Consider the following 15,846-nt stretch of genomic DNA (forward strand, 5'->3'; position numbering starts at 1 on the left):
TCAATTCGGGGCGTGACAGAGAGTCCGATTTAAAGATTATGCTGCAGGTGCATAATGCCCGAGATTTCTGGAGGAGAATAATATGACTGATGTGGTGATTCTGGACGGTGCGCGTACTGCCATCGGAACTTTTGGCGGTGCCCTGGCATCCACGGCCCCTATCGATTTGGCGACCGTCGCAACCGAAGCGGCGTTGGAAAGATCGGGTGTTGAGGGCGCACAGATCGGTAATGTCGTCTTTGGCCACGTGATCAACACTGAACCACGCGACATGTACCTTTCCCGTGTCGCGGCGATGCAGGCCGGCATTCCGAACGGAACTCCAGCGATGAACGTAAACCGTTTGTGCGGGTCGGGGGCACAGGCGATCGTCTCGGCCACACAGTCCCTGATGTTGGGTGACGCGGATTTTGCGGTTGCAGGTGGTGCTGAAAGCATGTCGCGCGGGCCACACATCATGCAGCAGACACGGTGGGGCGCAAAGATGGGCGATGTCAGTGCGCTGGACATGATGTTGGGCGCGCTGAATTGCCCGTTCGGTACCGGCCATATGGGTGTCACTGCAGAAAACGTTGCGGATGAACACCAGATCACCCGTGAACAGATGGATTCGTTCGCCGTTACCAGCCAGGATCGTGCAGCAGCCGCGATTGAGGCTGGTTATTTCGAAAGCCAGATCGCGCCCGTGCAAGTCAAGGTCAAACGGGACATGGTGGATTTCAAGGTCGATGAACACCCAAAGGCCACGACCACTGAGGTGCTGGCAGGCCTGCGCCCGGTCTTCAAGAAAGAGGGGCGCGTCACGGCTGGAAACGCGTCGGGCATCAACGATGGTGCGGCGGCTATGGTTCTGGCAAGGGCAGACGCCGCTGAAAAAGCTGGGTTGAAACCCAAAGCGCGTATTCTGGGATATGCCCATGCCGGCGTTCGCCCCGAGGTCATGGGTATTGGTCCGGTTCCGGCTGTGCAGAACCTATTGGTCAAGACCGGCTTGTCGATCACGGATTTCGACGTAATCGAAAGCAACGAAGCCTTTGCGGCTCAGGCGTTGGCGGTCAACAAAGAGCTGGGTTTGGATGCTGCAAAAGTGAATCCCAACGGTGGCGCGATCGCATTGGGTCATCCGGTGGGTGCAACCGGCGCAATCATCACGTTGAAGGCGCTTTACGAACTAGAGCGCACCGGCGGTACCAAAGGTTTGATCACCATGTGCATTGGTGGTGGTCAGGGTATTGCTTTGGCCATCGAACGGCTCTGATCTGGGGCCGTTGCAGGGGGGCTGTCTGCCCCCCATCGCGCCATGGCGCGATTCCCCCCGAGGATATTTTTGGCCAGATGAAGCAGGTGAGACGTCACTAGCTGATCGCGTTCAGCAGTAGGACCAACGCGCCACCGGCGACGGCTCCGACCGCTGCGGTTAGCGCCGTGGACCAAATAGGCGATCTTCGCGCTTCGTCTTTTTGGGTTTGAGCAATCAACGCGTTTTCAACCAGATCCGGCAGGCGCGGGCCAAAACGGGCGAGCACCAGGGCTGTTTTGCCAAAGTCGCGCAACGCTGCGCGGGGGCCGATTGATTTCTTGATGTAATCCTCGACGACCGGGCGCGCGACCTCCCAAATGTTGATATGTGGGTCCAGCGACCGTGCAACCCCTTCGACCACAACCATGGTACGCTGCAGCAGGATGAGCTCGGTCCGGGTTTCCATGCCAAAGCGTTCGGTGACTTCGAACAGGTAGTTCAACAGACGGCCCATCGAGATATGGGTGGCATCCATACCGAAGATCGGCTCACCCACTGCGCGCAGGGCGCGGGCGAATTCGTCGACATCCTGGTTTGCGGGGACATAGCCTGCTTCGAAATGCACCTCGGCCACGCGTTTATAGTCGCGGCGGATGAAGCCGAAGAGGATCTCGGCATAGACGCGGCGAGTATACTCGTCGATATGGCCCATGATGCCGTAGTCATAGGCGATGATATCGCTGTTGGCGGCGACCTTGAGGTTGCCCTGATGCATGTCGGCGTGGAAATAGCCGTCGCGCAGAGCATGCAGCAGGAACAGGCGCAGGACCCGCTCGGCCAGATCGCGGCGGTTGTGGCCCGCTGCGTCCAATGCGTCATTGTCGCCCAGCGGGATGCCATCGGCCCAGCTGAGGGTCATCACGCGGCGGGCGGACAAAGACCAGACCACGGGGGGCAGCCAGAAACCTGCGTCGTCTTTGGTGTTGGCGGCGTATTCCGAGGCCGCGGCGCTTTCGAGGCGCAGGTCAAGCTCGCCGCGCACGACGCCGTCGAAATGCTCGATCACCTCCATCGGGCGCAGGCGGCGGGCGCCCGGGGCGCAAAGCGCAACGATGCGGGCGGCGAAATAGAAAGCGTCAACATCCTTGCGAAAGGCGCGTTCGATGCCGGGGCGCAGGACCTTGACGGCGACGTCTTCGCCCGTGCTGGTCAGCTTGGCCTTGTGGACCTGGGCGATGGACGCGGCGGCGATGGGTTCGCTGAAATCGCTGAAGATTTCCGAGACGGGTTGGCCCAGTTCCCGCTCAACCTCGGCCATGGCTTCGGCTTTGGAAAAGGGGGGCAGCTTGTCCTGCAGCACGCGCAATTGCGCGGCCAGTTCGTTGCCGACCACATCGGGGCGGGTCGAGAGGACCTGACCGAACTTGATATAGGCCGGACCCAAAGCTGTCAGTGCGCGGGTCGCGGGCGGCATTTCAGGGTCGCCTTTATAACCCAGCCATTGGAAGGGTTTGCCGAGGGTATGCGCCACGATGCGCAGGGCGCGCGGGGCTTCGAACGCGTCCAGTACAACGTTCATGGCACCGGTGCGCTCCAGAGTGGCGCCTGTGCGGATCAGGCGAATAATATTGTGGGGTCCGCGCATCAGATTTTCCAGCCGGAATGCAGCGCGGCGATGCCCATGCTGAGGTTGCGGTATTTGGCGTTTTCAAAACCAGCAGCGCGGACCATTCCCAGAAAGGTTTCCTGATCCGGGAACTTGCGGATCGATTCCACAAGATATTGATAGCTGTCGTAGTCATTCGCGATCAGCTTGCCCATGCGTGGGATGACGTTGAAACTGTAGAGGTCGTAGAGTTTTTGCAAACCGTCATTGGGCAGTTGGCTGAACTCAAGCACCATCAGACGACCGCCGGGCTTGAGAACGCGGAACGCCTCGTTCAGGGCCTCTTGCGGGCGGGTGACGTTTCGGATGCCGAACGAGATTGTGTAGACATCGAACGTGTTATCCTCGAACGGCAGGGCCATGGCGTCGCCCACCACCCAGTTCAGGCTGTCCGACATCTGGTCGGCCTCGGCACGTTGGCGACCTTCGACCAGCATCGGTTCGGTCAGGTCCAGAACAGTGGCGTGACCGTGGCCTGCACGCTTTAGGAAGCGGAACGAGATATCACCCGTACCACCTGCAACGTCCAGCAGGCGCTGACCGGGGCGCGGGGCCAGCCAGTCCATCATCGCGTCTTTCCAGACCCGGTGGATACCCATGGACATCACGTCGTTCATGACGTCGTATTTCGAAGCGACCGAGTTAAACACACCCTGCACACGCCCGGCCTTGTCAGCCTCACGCACGGTTTCAAAGCCGAAATGAGTGGTCTTGTCGTTGGTGTCGGACATGAAAGGATGCCTTTGTCAGTGTTGTTCATCCTTATAGGCCCCGCGGCAGGGAAGACAATCGCGCGAAAAGGTAGCAGGTGGTTCGAGGCGCTGGGTTGCCTTAGATTCTCCACACTCGCTCGGTAGAATCTGAATTGTCTAAAAAGCAGTTATTTAAAAGATGTCAGATTATACAAGTTTTGCCGTTTGGGCGGGGGTGATCCTGTCCTTTGTTTTCATATTGTGGCGGGTCAGAGCGGTGTTTCTCACCGTCCTCAGGGTGCATCGCGCCAGAAGTTTTGCGGACAAGATTGACGCGGCCGCGCGACACTTTCCCAATGATATCGTAAACGAGTCTATGCTGCGCGCCGGCAGTGAAAGGCCAGCGCAGCAATCGCTGACCCGCCTGACCTTTCGCGCCACACCCGGCGTAATTGCGGTCACGGCGATTGTGCTGTGTATTCTTGTTTACATCGGCTTCATAAGGCCCGAGCTTGCCCCGTCCGAACTGTTCATACCCGTTGGTGATCCTGAAACGGCCGTTCTGATAAAGTTGGGCCTCGTGGCATTGGTTGTTTATACGCTGATCTATCATTTCGCCAATTTCGTTACGATTGACGGATCGGAATTGGCAACCATGACCCCCTTTTTTCAACGGCGGTATTTTGACCTGACCAAGCTCTGCCAGATAAGGCTGCGACACAACGGAAACTACGTGTTGCGTTTTTCGGATGGGAAGACCGCGCGGATTCTGAAATATGTAACCGGACATGATGAAATGGTGCAGGCGCTGGAACGTGCCCTTGCAGCAAATCAGGAGAAGGCATGCCGGAACTTCCCGAAGTCGAAACGGTCCGCCGTGGGTTAACGCCTGCGATGGAAGGGGTGGTGATCGAACGCGCGGATGTAAACCGCCCCGATTTGCGATGGCCTTTCCCTGAACGTATGGCCGAGCGCCTGACCGGTCAGAGGGTGGAGCGGTTACGCCGCCGGTCGAAATACATTCTGGCTGATCTCAACAGTGGTGAGACGCTGCTGATTCACTTGGGTATGTCGGGGCGTATGACGGTCTCGGGCGATCCGCTGGGGCAATTCGTGCACGACCATCCCAAAACCGAGAAACACGACCATGTGGTGTTTCACATGGCAAATGGCGCGCGCGTCACATTCAACGACCCGCGCCGGTTCGGTGCTATGGATCTGTTGCCGACGGCCACAGCGGACGAACACAAGCTTCTGTCGGTTCTGGGGCCAGAACCTTTGGGGAATGACTTTCACGAACAACACCTGGTCGATGCGTTTCGAGGTAAGAACACACCGGTGAAGTCAGCATTGCTGGATCAGGGAATCGTTGCCGGATTGGGGAATATATACGTCTGCGAGGCACTTTATCGCGCCGGAGTGTCGCCACGTCGCAAGGCGGGACAGATTTCAGTGCAGCGTGTCGCGGCGTTGGTTCCTATCATCCGCCAGGTGCTGCAAGACGCCATTCAGGCCGGTGGATCGTCTTTGCGCGATTTCCGGCAAGCTGATGGAGAACTTGGATATTTTCAGCACAGCTTTGACGTTTACGGGCGCGAGGGCGAGCCTTGTCGGACAGAGGGTTGCGGCGCTGCTATAAAAAGAATCACCCAGTCCGGTCGCTCATCCTTCTACTGTGCGCAATGCCAAAGATAACTTGATCCAAGGTTTTCGCGTGATAATGAATCGTATCTGAACGGAACAACCGGAAGCTTACACCTCATGGCTTTTGAGACGATCATCGTCGAAATCGAAGACCACGTCGCCCTAATCAAGCTCGACAGACCTGATGCTTTGAACGCGCTGAACGCGCAGCTGACACAGGAATTGTGCACGGCTTTGGAAGAAGCGGATCAGAACGACAAGGTGCGATGCATCATCGTCACGGGCTCGGACAAGGCATTTGCCGCAGGCGCGGACATCAAGGAAATGTCCGAGATGAGCTTTGTCGATGTGTACACCACCAACCTGTTTGCGGATGTGAATGACCGCGTCAGCGCCATTCGCAAACCGATCATCGCCGCGGTTGCCGGCTATGCGCTGGGCGGTGGTTGCGAACTGGCCATGCTGTGCGATTTCATAATTGCCGCCGATACGGCCAAGTTCGGTCAGCCAGAAATCAATCTGGGCGTCATAGCGGGATTGGGCGGCAGCCAGCGCCTTACGCGTTTTGTCGGTAAGTCCAAATCGATGGATATGAACCTGACCGGCCGTTTCATGGATGCCGAAGAGGCCGAACGAGCAGGTCTTGTCAGCCGCGTCGTCCCTGCCAAGAAACTGATGGAAGAGGCCATGGGAGCCGCCCATAAGATCGCCGAGAAATCTCAGCTCAGTGCGATGGCTGCTAAAGAGGCGGTAAACCGCAGCTACGAACTGCCGCTGAGCGAAGGCATGTTGTTTGAACGTCGCGTATTCCATTCGATGTTTGCGACCGAAGATCAAAAGGAAGGCATGGCCGCGTTTTTGGAAAAACGAGCCGCGCAGTTTCGCGACAAGTAAGCGATCTTAGAAAAAGCTTTGGCGGGCAGTTGCCCGCCTTTTTTGTATCCATCTTGTGTACTCAAGAATCTGCTTGGCAAACCCTCACGAGTTGGATAGTAAGCGCCGCTATACATGCGCGTGCGGCCCGCTTGGCCCGACTCACACTCGTGATTTCTGATCCGGTGCGGATAATTTCCGTGGCGCGCAACCCTAGATAACCGTACCGAACAAAGGTCAGAGACACATGGCTAACTCGCCCCAGGCAAAGAAACGCGCACGTCAGAACGAAAAGCGTTTTGCAATCAACAAAGCACGCCGTTCGCGCATCCGCACCTACCTGCGCAAAGTCGAAGAAGCTATTGCTTCCGGCGACAAGGACGCGGCAACCGCAGCACTACGCGCAGCGCAGCCCGAACTGATGCGCGGCGTCACCAAAGGCGTTTTCCACAAAAACACCGCGTCACGTAAAATGTCGCGTCTGTCGGCACGCGTCAAAGCGCTGGGCTAAGCTTTCGGGTGACCCTTGGTCACGTAAGAAAGACTGATATATTTTAGGGGGCGTCGCACCGTGCGGCGCCCTTTCTGCTGTTGCCAGAATACCGCGTCCTCACGAAACCGAGAGATTCTTTCGCCGAAAGACCCGAGTCAATATCAGAGTTTCGTTGCCGCGACCGCCGCCCTCTTGTTACCACTGATTCAGCGATTCACTCGCTTGGGGGGACAGGCTGTTTCACAGATCAGATTGACGGGCATCAGGACGATCTTGGAACGAATGTCGGTTGCCGGCCATGCCGGTTGCTGATCTGCTGCGGGACTTGGCACAACCAAGTATTCCAGCCCTGTCGAAAATTGAGATTGCGATATGCATCCCGGTTTCCGGGGGTGCTCCGGTGTTGGGGCGTCTTCTGTTCTGGATGTAATCGTTTTCTGGGATGAACGCCGGATCAATTCGATCCGGTGGATGGGAACCCTTTGCCGAGTGTCCGCACATACCGGGCAACCGGGCTTAGCAATAAGGCCGACAGGCCAATAAAGAATGGGATGCGTGAGGCGCTGAATGACACAAGAAAAATGGGGACTACTGCAAAACAAACTGCTCAAGGCGATCGGACAAAACAACTACACCACCTGGATCAAGCCTCTTCAGTTCCAAGAGCTGCAGGACGGCGTTGCGGTGTTCTCGGTGCCGACCAACTTTATGGGCAATTATGTTAGCCAGAATTTTGCTGACCTGATCTTATACGAGATGAATACCGCCGGGGAATCCGTCCAGCGGCTGGCATTTCGTGTTGCGGCGAACTCACCTGTGCGGCCGACGACCGACATCGAGATTGCGCCAGTTGAAGTTCAGGAGACCGAAACGCCGCAACAGCCAGAAGTTGCCAACAGCGCGCTTGAGTCACTGCAGGCCGCGCCGTTGGATGCACGGTTTACCTTTGACAGCTTTGTGGTCGGCAAGCCAAACGAATTGGCGCATGCTGCCGCGCGCCGTGTTTCAGAAGGTGGCCCGGTGACGTTCAACCCGCTGGTTCTTTATGGCGGTGTGGGGCTGGGTAAGACGCACCTGATGCACGCCATTGCATGGGAGCTGAAGACAAAGCGCCCCGACCTGAATGTGCTATACCTTTCGGCGGAACAGTTCATGTACCGTTTCGTGCAAGCACTGCGCGAGCGTCGGATGATGGATTTCAAACACCTCTTCCGTTCAGTCGACGTGCTTATGGTGGATGATGTGCAGTTCATCGCTGGTAAGGATTCCACTCAGGAGGAATTCTTTCACACCTTCAACGCGCTGGTCGATCAGAACAAACAGATCATCATCTCGGCCGATCGCGCCCCCGGTGAGATCAAGGACCTTGAGGATCGGGTAAAGTCTCGTCTGCAATGTGGTCTTGTTGTCGATCTGCATCCAACGGATTACGAACTGCGGTTGGGTATTCTGCAGAACAAAGTGCAGCACCACAGCAGCACCTATCCTGATCTGCAAATCGCCGATGGCGTGCTGGAATTTCTGGCGCATCGCATTTCGACAAACGTCCGGGTTCTTGAGGGCGCGCTGACACGCCTCTTTGCCTTTGCTTCGCTGGTTGGCCGTGAGATCGACATGGAGCTGACGCAGGATTGTCTGGCCGACGTTCTGCGCGCGTCCGAGCGCAAGATCACCGTCGAAGAAATTCAGCGCAAGGTCTCAGAGTACTATAACATTCGCCTGTCGGATATCATCGGCCCCAAACGCCTGCGGTCTTACGCGCGTCCACGTCAGGTGGCGATGTATCTGTGCAAACAGCTCACCAGCCGATCCCTGCCCGAGATTGGTCGTCGGTTTGGCGGACGCGATCATACAACGGTCATGCATGGCGTGAAGCGCATCGAAGAACTGAAAACCACAGACGGCCAGATCGCCGAAGATGTGGAAATGCTGCGACGTTCGCTGGAAGCCTGAGGTCCATCCCCGACCACTCTGGAAACGCCCCGGACCCTCACGCCCGGGGCGTTTTCTTGTGCGAAATTGCCCACGGTCCGGCATGAACTGTGCCAAAGGGGTCACGCGCCCCTTGACGCTTTGGGCAATCCGACTCAGAAATCCATAAAAAATCCTTGTGCCTCAGGGTGGAACCGCTAACGTGCCAGTCCCGCCCATTTCGGCACGCAAGTCAGAGGAATTGAGGGTATGAAGATCAGCATAGAACGCGGCACCCTTCTCAAGGCCGTTTCCCAGGCCCAATCTGTTGTGGAACGTCGCAACACCATTCCCATACTGGCCAATGTGCTGATCGAAGCTGAAGGGGATCAGGCGCAGTTTCGTGCAACAGATCTGGACATCGAGGTTGTCGACAAGGCACCTGCGCAGGTCGAAAAGGCAGGTGCAACAACCGTAGCGGCGACGACCCTGCACGAGATCGTACGAAAATTGCCGGACGGTGCACTGGTGACATTGACGGCCGACAGCGCTGCGGGGCGCTTGACGGTCGAGGCGGGTCGGTCGAATTTTTCGCTAGCGACTTTGCCGAAAGAAGATTTCCCGGTCATGGCGTCGTCGGAGTATCAGTCGAACTTTACCGCTCCGGCGGCATTGCTGCGACGTTTGTTCGATAAATCCAAATTCGCCATTTCGACGGAAGAGACGCGTTACTACCTGAACGGCGTCTACATGCATGTGTCGGATGCATCCGAGGGCGGTAAGGTTTTGCGTTGCGTGGCCACCGATGGGCACCGCCTTGCCCGTATCGATGCGGACCTGCCGGATGGTGCCGCGGATATGCCGGGTGTGATCGTCCCGCGCAAAACAGTGGGCGAGCTGCGCAAGCTGCTGGATGACGACGAAATGGATATCGCCGTGTCGGTCAGTGAAACCAAGGTGCGTTTTGCAACGCCCGATATCACACTGACCTCGAAAGTGATCGACGGCACCTTCCCGGACTACACCCGTGTGATTCCACAAGGCAACACACGCCAGCTTGAGGTGGATGCCGCAGAATTCGCTCAGGCCGTAGATCGGGTTGCAACCGTCTCATCTGAACGTTCGCGGGCTGTAAAGCTACAGCTTGAGGCAGATAAGCTGGTTCTTTCTGTGAATGCACCCGATAGCGGCGCCGCCGAAGAAGAACTTGCGGTGGCCTACGGAGATGAGCGTCTGGAAATCGGGTTCAACGCAAAATACCTGCTGGAAATCGCGTCGCAGGTGGATCGTGAGAACGCGGTTTTCTTATTCAATTCGGCAGGTGACCCGACCTTGATGCGCGAAGGAAATGACCAAAGCGCAGTCTATGTGGTCATGCCGATGCGCGTCTGATCGCGCCCGCGTCTTCTAGCGAAAGGGAGGGGTCATGGGTTTGGCCCTGACCGAACTTACGGTCTCGCATTTCCGCTCGCACAAACTGGCGAGGCTGTCGCTGGATGGTCGCCCGGTTGCGATCCATGGCCCGAATGGTGCGGGCAAGACCAACATACTGGAAGCTGTGTCGCTGTTTTCACCCGGTCGCGGTATGCGCCGGGCCAGCGCCGCAGACATGACCCGCAGGCCCGAGGCGTTGGGGTGGAAATTGTCCGGCCTCTTGAGCCTTGGCGGCCGCAGCTACGAAATCGACACTTGGTCCGAAGCTGGCGCGGCGCGTCAGGTGAGAATTGATGACAAAGCGTCCAGTCAGATTGAGCTGGGAAAACTGGCGCGCGTTGTCTGGTTGGTGCCATCAATGGATCGTCTTTGGATTGAAGGCGCAGAAGGCCGGCGGCGCTTTCTGGACCGAATTGCGTTGAGTTTCGATCCAGCCCATGCCGAGGCGTCTTTGACCTATGAAAAGTCCATGCGCGAACGAAACCGTCTTTTGAAGGAACAGGTGCGCGACGCGCATTGGTATGCGGCACTTGAAGGGCAAATGGCCGAAACAGGTTATCGCATTCATTCGGCGCGGATGGCCGCGCTTGATCACTTGCGGGCTGCTCAGGATCAGGCGGAAACGGCGTTTCCTTCCGCCGAACTGGAATTGGTGCAAACCGAAGGTTCTATGCCCGATACTGTCGATGACCTGCGCGAGGCCCTGAACGAAAGCCGGTTCCGCGATCTGGCTGCCGGCCGAACGCTGGTCGGGCCGCACCGTTCCGATCTATACGGTGTTTTCGCAGCGAAAGGGGTCCCTGCCAAGGATTGCTCTACCGGAGAACAGAAGGCGCTGCTGGTCTCGCTGATCCTGTCAAACGCGCGTGCGTTGGCTGGAATGGTCGGTGCGCCGCCGATTGTGCTGCTGGATGAGGTGGCTGCTCATCTGGACGCCGGACGCAGGGCGGCGCTTTATGATGAGATTTGCGCGTTAGGGGCGCAGGCCTGGATGACGGGCACCGGGCCTGAGCTCTTCTCGGAACTGGGTGACCGGGCCCAGACGCTGATCGTTACCGAAAGCGATGAGGGCTCGGTCGTCAAGGCTTAGGCAGGCTCGCCGACTTTGCGTTCCCACAGGAAACCGCGCATAACTTCGTCGACCGGTGTTTGCGCCATGTGGTTTACGTAGTTCGACATGGTTTTCTGTGCCAGGCCCAGAACCACGTTCAACACGTCGCGGTGCGAGTATCCGGCGTCAAAGAAGGCTTGCAGCTGTTCGTCGGTCACGTTGCCACGTGTCTGCATCAATTGCAGCGTGAATGTGCGCAACGCTTCCAGTTTGGCCGACGGCAGCGGCGTTTCATTGCGCAGGGCTTCGGTAATTTCGTCCGACACTTTCATCATCTTTGCGATGCCGGTGTGGGCGGGCACGCAGTAGTGGCATTCGTTTTCGACGTTGATGGTCTGCCAAACAACAGTCTTTTCGTCATTGTCGAAATCGGTCTGCAGGAACAGATGATGCAAAAGCTGGTAGGCTTCCAGATGCTGGGGGCTTTCCGACATTACCTTGTGCAGGCCGGGCAGGCGGCCAAAGGCAGCTTGCGATTTTTCCAGCAGAGGCTTGGATCCTTCGGGGGCGGTCGTCAGGTCATGAGAGGGGAAGTTTGCCATGTCAAAACTCCTGTTTTTGGCGCGATGAGTCGTATTTAGGCTTTTTTGAGTGATCACTCAAGTATATATTTGAGCGAACATTCAAGAATTGGTGAATCCCATGCCCAGAAAACCCTCATACGACCGTGATGCGTTGATCGCGAAGGCTCGGGATCTTTTCTGGCGACAAGGTTGGGCCGGGACATCGCTGAAAGATCTCGAAGGCGAATTGAATCTGAAACCGGGCAGCTTTTATGCAGCGTTCGGCTCTAAGGACGCGTTGTATGCTTTGACCTTGGAACGATATGCGCAGGACGGCGTTGCGCGCCTTTTGGCGATGGCAGACGAGATAGGGCCGTTGAATGCGCTCAAGGCGCAACCTCACTTCGTGATAGATGAAAAGGAAATGCCGACCCGAGCCTGTATGTTGGCCAAGACGTATGCCGAGCTGCAGGCCAAGGGACATGATCTGGCCAACAAGGCAAGCTTTCATATGGTCGAAATGAAAGACTGTTTCGCCACCTTGTTTCGACGCGCGCAAGAGGCTGGCGAAATTCGCCCCGACCATGACGTAGAGCGGCTGGCCGCGCGGTATCAATCGGACATTCTGGGGCTCCGACTGTCGGCAGAGCGTGACGACGTGAATGCCCATGAAATCGCAAGTGACATTGCGGCTGATCTGGATCGTCTTTGATCTGTTAAAAAAGCCAATCTCTGACACAAAATATGGGGGTATGACGTGACATTCCCCACCAGAAAACGTATAAGTTACCAAAATAATATAGGTACTGACGGCATGTCCGAAGACGCACAGGCACCCCAGGAATATGGTGCAGATTCCATCAAAGTTCTCAAAGGCTTAGAAGCTGTTCGCAAGCGCCCTGGAATGTATATCGGGGATACGGATGACGGCTCGGGCCTGCACCACATGGTGTATGAGGTCGTGGACAACGGAATTGACGAGGCGCTGGCCGGTCACGCAGACCATGTCACGGTGAAAATTCACGCCGATTCCAGTGTTTCGGTCAGTGACAACGGGCGTGGGATTCCAGTGGATATCCACCCGGAAGAGGGTGTCTCGGCAGCTGAGGTCATCATGACCCAGCTGCATGCGGGCGGTAAGTTCGACAGCAACTCGTACAAGGTGTCCGGCGGTCTGCACGGCGTGGGTGTTTCCGTGGTGAACGCCCTGTCCGATTGGCTGGAACTGCGCGTCTGGCGCAACGGAAAGGAACACGTCGCGCGCTTTGAGGGTGGCGAGACCGCGGAACACCTGAAGGTGGTTCAGGACTGCGGCGATCGCACGGGAACCGAGGTGCGGTTTCTGGCCTCGACCGATACGTTCTCGAACCTCGAATATTCATTCGATACGCTGGAGAAGCGCCTGCGCGAGCTGGCCTTCCTGAATTCGGGTGTGCGGATCATCCTGATCGACGAACGCCCTGCCGAACGGCTGGAGACCGAGCTGTTTTATGAGGGTGGTGTCAAGGAATTCGTCAAATACCTTGACCGATCCAAATCGCCCGCGATGCCTGAGCCGATCTATATCAAGGGTGAGCGCGACGATATCGGCGTCGAAATCGCGATGTGGTGGAATGACAGCTACCATGAGACGGTTCTGCCCTTCACCAACAACATCCCGCAGCGGGATGGCGGGACGCACGTGGCGGGCTTCCGCGGCGCCCTGACCCGGACGATCAACAACTATGCGCAGTCCAGCGGGATCGCGAAAAAGGAAAAGGTCAGCTTTACCGGCGATGACGCGCGTGAAGGTCTGACCTGCGTTTTGTCGGTGAAAGTACCCGATCCCAAGTTCTCATCGCAAACCAAAGACAAGCTGGTATCCTCCGAAGTGCGCCCGGCGGTCGAAGGACTGATGAACGAAAAGTTGGCTGAGTGGTTCGAAGAAAACCCGAACGAGGCCAAAGCCATCGTTGGTAAAATCATCGAGGCTGCGCTTGCCCGTGAGGCCGCCCGCAAGGCGCGCGAATTGACCCGCCGCAAGACGGCGATGGATGTGAACTATCTGGCTGGTAAGCTGAAAGACTGTTCTGAGAAAGACCCGTCCAAGACCGAAGTTTTCTTGGTCGAGGGTGACTCGGCCGGTGGTTCCGCCCAGACGGGTCGTGACCGCCTGACTCAGGCCGTTTTGCCTCTGCGTGGGAAAATCCTGAACGTTGAGCGCGCGCGTTTTGACCGGATGCTGTCGTCTCAGGAGATCGGCAATCTGGTGATGGCGTTGGGCACCGGCATTGGCCGTGATGAGTTTAACATCGAAAAGCTTCGCTACCACAAGATCGTCATCATGACTGACGCGGATGTGGATGGTGCGCACATTCGGACGCTGTTGCTGACCTTCTTCTATCGCCAGATGCCGGAACTAATCGAGGGTGGATATCTGTATATCGCGCAGCCGCCGCTCTATAAAGTTTCGCGTGGTAAATCAGAAGTTTACCTGAAGGATCAGGCTGCGCTGGACGATTACCTGATCAATCAGGGCGTCGAGGGCGCGGTGCTGAAACTGGGCTCAGGCGAGGAAATCGTCGGGCAAGACCTAACCCGTGTGGTCGATGAGGCACGTCAGTTGAAACGCGTGCTGGACGCCTTCCCGACGCATTACCCGCGCCACATTCTGGAACAGGCCGCCGTGGCCGGGGCGTTTGTACCTGGTGCGGTGGATGCTGACCTGCAGGGCGTGGCTGACAAGGTCGCCGCCCGTCTGGATCTGATCGCGCTGGAATATGAACGCGGCTGGCAGGGCCGGATCACGCAGGACCATGGTATCCGCCTAGCCCGTATCCTGCGCGGCGTTGAAGAGGTCCGCACTCTGGACGGCCCGATGCTGCGCTCCGGCGAGGCACGCAAGACCGGCAGCTTCACACAAAGCCTGCAAGAGGTTTACAACACTCCGGCCACGCTGGTTCGCCGTGACCGCATGCAAGCCATCCACGGCCCGCTGGACCTGTTGCGCGCCATTCTGGAAGAGGGTGAAAAAGGCCTGTCGCTGCAACGCTACAAAGGTCTGGGCGAGATGAACCCCGATCAGCTGTGGGAAACCACGCTTGACCCCGATGCCCGCACACTGTTGCAGGTGCGTGTGGACGACATGGTCGAGGCCGACGATCTGTTCACCAAGCTGATGGGCGACGTGGTCGAACCACGGCGCGAGTTCATTCAACAGAACGCCTTGAGCGTCGAGAATCTGGACTTTTAAATCGACGACATCGGCATCGCCGCGCAGATCGCAGCCCTAGGGATGTGTTTTGCGCGGCGATAAGCAGTCTGCTGATTGCAGTAAACCGACCTCTGTTCGGTTTGCCCGTATCTAAACAATCCGAACAGACAGTTCGGTATCCATGACCCCACCATAGCGCGCTGTCCATGTCTCACCCGGCTTTAATGGCCACGCATCGGTGAGTGTACCTGTCGAGACAAACTCGCCTGCTTGCAGAGGGTCCTGAGCTGAAACAAGAGAAGTCAAATGAGCCAACACATTGACCGGGCCGTCCAGAGCGTTCTCTCCTTTGCCATGGTCCACAGTTTCCGAGCCGCGGATCAACTCAACCGGTACAGATCGTAATTCATTCAGGCGTTCTTTGGTCGAGGGTATCTTTTCGCCCAGTATCAGACAACCATGCAGACCCTGCGCGGCAATCGTATCGCCAACAGAGAATTTCCAATTCGGGTAAATGGACTGAACGATTTCAATGCCCGGGGCGAACCAATCTACGCATCCTGCTAGCTGTTCCCTATCCATATCGGCTTGCGGCGCTGTTTTCAGACCGAGGACAATTTCAGGCTCGATCCTTGGTTCCGCGTAATCCGCAAGATGAATGGACTGGTCATTTGAATACAGACTTTCCGCGAAAACCATTCCCCAGATGGGTTGCGAAACCCCGTAAATGGGCCAGATCGCACGGTTTGTGAAACCGACTTTTCGACCTACCGGGCGCTGATCCAAAATCCCACGCACGCGGCGCGCGATTGCGTATGCGTGGTTAGATGAGACGGATTCTGACAGCACCGGGTCGATCTGCTTTTGCGTTTTCAGCGCATCGGCAATGTTAATCGCGATAGTTTCAAACTGTTTTTCCATTCAAGCACCCTAGCCGAACAAACACGGAAATACTGCATCCCATCCTGCCTGAGCTGCACAAATCTACGCGACAGAATGTGCCATGGTCTGACAGGCCGTCGGCGGAACTAACCTTTGCCAAAACGTTTTGTGCAAACATAATGCCTATGTTCGCGAAGAAATTCA

Annotated in this window: 15 protein-coding genes; 11 read left to right on the forward strand and 4 right to left on the reverse strand. The window is 57.0% G+C overall.

Translation table 11 applies throughout. From position 1 onward, the window contains the following. Window positions 1-82: 82 nt before the first annotated feature. Window positions 83-1,258 (forward strand): acetyl-CoA C-acyltransferase family protein, encoded by a 1,176-nt coding sequence (locus tag ACR0DG_RS15965; protein WP_480698213.1) that lies wholly within the window; start codon window positions 83-85, stop codon window positions 1,256-1,258. A gap of 97 nt (window positions 1,259-1,355) precedes the next feature. Here the strand turns inward: ACR0DG_RS15965 and ubiB are convergent, their stop codons facing one another. Continuing rightward, the gene (ubiB, locus tag ACR0DG_RS15970) at window positions 1,356-2,885 is read right to left on the reverse strand and encodes a 2-polyprenylphenol 6-hydroxylase (protein ID WP_480698211.1); all 1,530 of its coding nucleotides are present in this window, start codon (window positions 2,883-2,885) and stop codon (window positions 1,356-1,358) included. Next, entirely contained in the window at window positions 2,885-3,637 is a 753-nt protein-coding gene (ubiE, locus tag ACR0DG_RS15975) for a bifunctional demethylmenaquinone methyltransferase/2-methoxy-6-polyprenyl-1,4-benzoquinol methylase UbiE (RefSeq protein ID WP_480698209.1), read from the reverse strand. Before ubiE ends, ubiB begins: the two co-directional genes overlap by 1 nt. A 160-nt stretch (window positions 3,638-3,797) precedes the next feature. Between ubiE and ACR0DG_RS15980 the strand changes: the two genes are divergently transcribed. The 8 genes from ACR0DG_RS15980 (at window position 3,798) to recF (ending at window position 11,043) form a co-directional block, all read left to right on the forward strand. After that, on the forward strand, window positions 3,798-4,484 hold the full coding sequence (locus ACR0DG_RS15980; RefSeq protein ID WP_480698207.1) for a hypothetical protein: 687 nt from the start codon (window positions 3,798-3,800) through the stop codon (window positions 4,482-4,484). Further along, the gene (mutM, locus tag ACR0DG_RS15985; protein ID WP_480698205.1) at window positions 4,442-5,293 is read left to right on the forward strand and encodes a bifunctional DNA-formamidopyrimidine glycosylase/DNA-(apurinic or apyrimidinic site) lyase; all 852 of its coding nucleotides are present in this window, start codon (window positions 4,442-4,444) and stop codon (window positions 5,291-5,293) included. The genes ACR0DG_RS15980 and mutM overlap by 43 nt, the downstream gene beginning before the upstream one ends. Before the next feature lie 66 nt (window positions 5,294-5,359). After that, window positions 5,360-6,136, forward strand: a complete 777-nt coding sequence (locus ACR0DG_RS15990) for an enoyl-CoA hydratase (protein ID WP_480698203.1) — start codon at window positions 5,360-5,362, stop codon at window positions 6,134-6,136. 226 nt (window positions 6,137-6,362) lie between these two features. Next, a complete protein-coding gene (gene rpsT / locus ACR0DG_RS15995) occupies window positions 6,363-6,626 on the forward strand; it encodes a 30S ribosomal protein S20 (RefSeq protein ID WP_170351928.1) in 264 nt (87 codons plus the stop codon). 280 nt (window positions 6,627-6,906) lie between these two features. Next, entirely contained in the window at window positions 6,907-7,038 is a 132-nt protein-coding gene (locus ACR0DG_RS16000; protein WP_480707221.1) for a hypothetical protein, read from the forward strand. Window positions 7,039-7,175: 137 nt separating this feature from the next. Next, on the forward strand, window positions 7,176-8,561 hold the full coding sequence (gene dnaA, locus ACR0DG_RS16005; protein WP_480698201.1) for a chromosomal replication initiator protein DnaA: 1,386 nt from the start codon (window positions 7,176-7,178) through the stop codon (window positions 8,559-8,561). Window positions 8,562-8,789: 228 nt separating this feature from the next. Next, the gene (gene dnaN / locus ACR0DG_RS16010) at window positions 8,790-9,911 is read left to right on the forward strand and encodes a DNA polymerase III subunit beta (RefSeq protein ID WP_480698199.1); all 1,122 of its coding nucleotides are present in this window, start codon (window positions 8,790-8,792) and stop codon (window positions 9,909-9,911) included. Window positions 9,912-9,945: 34 nt separating this feature from the next. Then, window positions 9,946-11,043, forward strand: a complete 1,098-nt coding sequence (gene recF, locus ACR0DG_RS16015; RefSeq protein WP_480698197.1) for a DNA replication/repair protein RecF — start codon at window positions 9,946-9,948, stop codon at window positions 11,041-11,043. On the opposite strand, the gene ACR0DG_RS16020 is transcribed toward recF, so the two are convergent. Next, window positions 11,040-11,606 carry a carboxymuconolactone decarboxylase family protein gene (locus tag ACR0DG_RS16020; RefSeq protein ID WP_480698195.1) on the reverse strand — a complete coding sequence of 189 codons (567 nt, stop codon included), beginning with the start codon at window positions 11,604-11,606 and terminating at the stop codon, window positions 11,040-11,042. The two genes, recF and ACR0DG_RS16020, sit on opposite strands and share 4 nt — an antisense overlap. Window positions 11,607-11,706: 100 nt before the next feature. Between ACR0DG_RS16020 and ACR0DG_RS16025 the strand changes: the two genes are divergently transcribed. Together ACR0DG_RS16025 and gyrB are read left to right on the forward strand one after the other, a co-directional pair. Further along, window positions 11,707-12,279 carry a TetR/AcrR family transcriptional regulator gene (locus tag ACR0DG_RS16025; protein WP_480698193.1) on the forward strand — a complete coding sequence of 191 codons (573 nt, stop codon included), beginning with the start codon at window positions 11,707-11,709 and terminating at the stop codon, window positions 12,277-12,279. Window positions 12,280-12,381: 102 nt separating this feature from the next. Further along, on the forward strand, window positions 12,382-14,799 hold the full coding sequence (gene gyrB, locus ACR0DG_RS16030) for a DNA topoisomerase (ATP-hydrolyzing) subunit B (protein ID WP_480698191.1): 2,418 nt from the start codon (window positions 12,382-12,384) through the stop codon (window positions 14,797-14,799). Window positions 14,800-14,910: 111 nt separating this feature from the next. Here the strand turns inward: gyrB and ACR0DG_RS16035 are convergent, their stop codons facing one another. Further along, the gene (locus tag ACR0DG_RS16035) at window positions 14,911-15,681 is read right to left on the reverse strand and encodes a 2-keto-4-pentenoate hydratase (protein WP_480698189.1); all 771 of its coding nucleotides are present in this window, start codon (window positions 15,679-15,681) and stop codon (window positions 14,911-14,913) included. Window positions 15,682-15,846 lie beyond the last annotated feature (165 nt).

It is taken from the genome of Ruegeria sp. BG8 (genome assembly GCF_056538325.1).

Bases quoted from the DNA above. Each gene is read 5' to 3' on its own strand.
- ubiB (WP_480698211.1), bottom strand. From the start codon at position 2,885: ATGCGCGGACCCCACAATATTATTCGCCTGATCCGCACAGGCGCCACT.
- recF (WP_480698197.1), top strand. From the start codon at position 9,946: ATGGGTTTGGCCCTGACCGAACTTACGGTCTCGCATTTCCGCTCGCAC.
- ACR0DG_RS15990 (WP_480698203.1), top strand. From the start codon at position 5,360: ATGGCTTTTGAGACGATCATCGTCGAAATCGAAGACCACGTCGCCCTA.
- rpsT (WP_170351928.1), top strand. From the start codon at position 6,363: ATGGCTAACTCGCCCCAGGCAAAGAAACGCGCACGTCAGAACGAAAAG.
- ACR0DG_RS16025 (WP_480698193.1), top strand. From the start codon at position 11,707: ATGCCCAGAAAACCCTCATACGACCGTGATGCGTTGATCGCGAAGGCT.
- dnaA (WP_480698201.1), top strand. From the start codon at position 7,176: ATGACACAAGAAAAATGGGGACTACTGCAAAACAAACTGCTCAAGGCG.
- ubiE (WP_480698209.1), bottom strand. From the start codon at position 3,637: ATGTCCGACACCAACGACAAGACCACTCATTTCGGCTTTGAAACCGTG.
- ACR0DG_RS16020 (WP_480698195.1), bottom strand. From the start codon at position 11,606: ATGGCAAACTTCCCCTCTCATGACCTGACGACCGCCCCCGAAGGATCC.
- ACR0DG_RS16035 (WP_480698189.1), bottom strand. From the start codon at position 15,681: ATGGAAAAACAGTTTGAAACTATCGCGATTAACATTGCCGATGCGCTG.
- dnaN (WP_480698199.1), top strand. From the start codon at position 8,790: ATGAAGATCAGCATAGAACGCGGCACCCTTCTCAAGGCCGTTTCCCAG.
- mutM (WP_480698205.1), top strand. From the start codon at position 4,442: ATGCCGGAACTTCCCGAAGTCGAAACGGTCCGCCGTGGGTTAACGCCT.
- ACR0DG_RS15980 (WP_480698207.1), top strand. From the start codon at position 3,798: ATGTCAGATTATACAAGTTTTGCCGTTTGGGCGGGGGTGATCCTGTCC.
- ACR0DG_RS15965 (WP_480698213.1), top strand. From the start codon at position 83: ATGACTGATGTGGTGATTCTGGACGGTGCGCGTACTGCCATCGGAACT.
- gyrB (WP_480698191.1), top strand. From the start codon at position 12,382: ATGTCCGAAGACGCACAGGCACCCCAGGAATATGGTGCAGATTCCATC.
- ACR0DG_RS16000 (WP_480707221.1), top strand. From the start codon at position 6,907: ATGCCGGTTGCTGATCTGCTGCGGGACTTGGCACAACCAAGTATTCCA.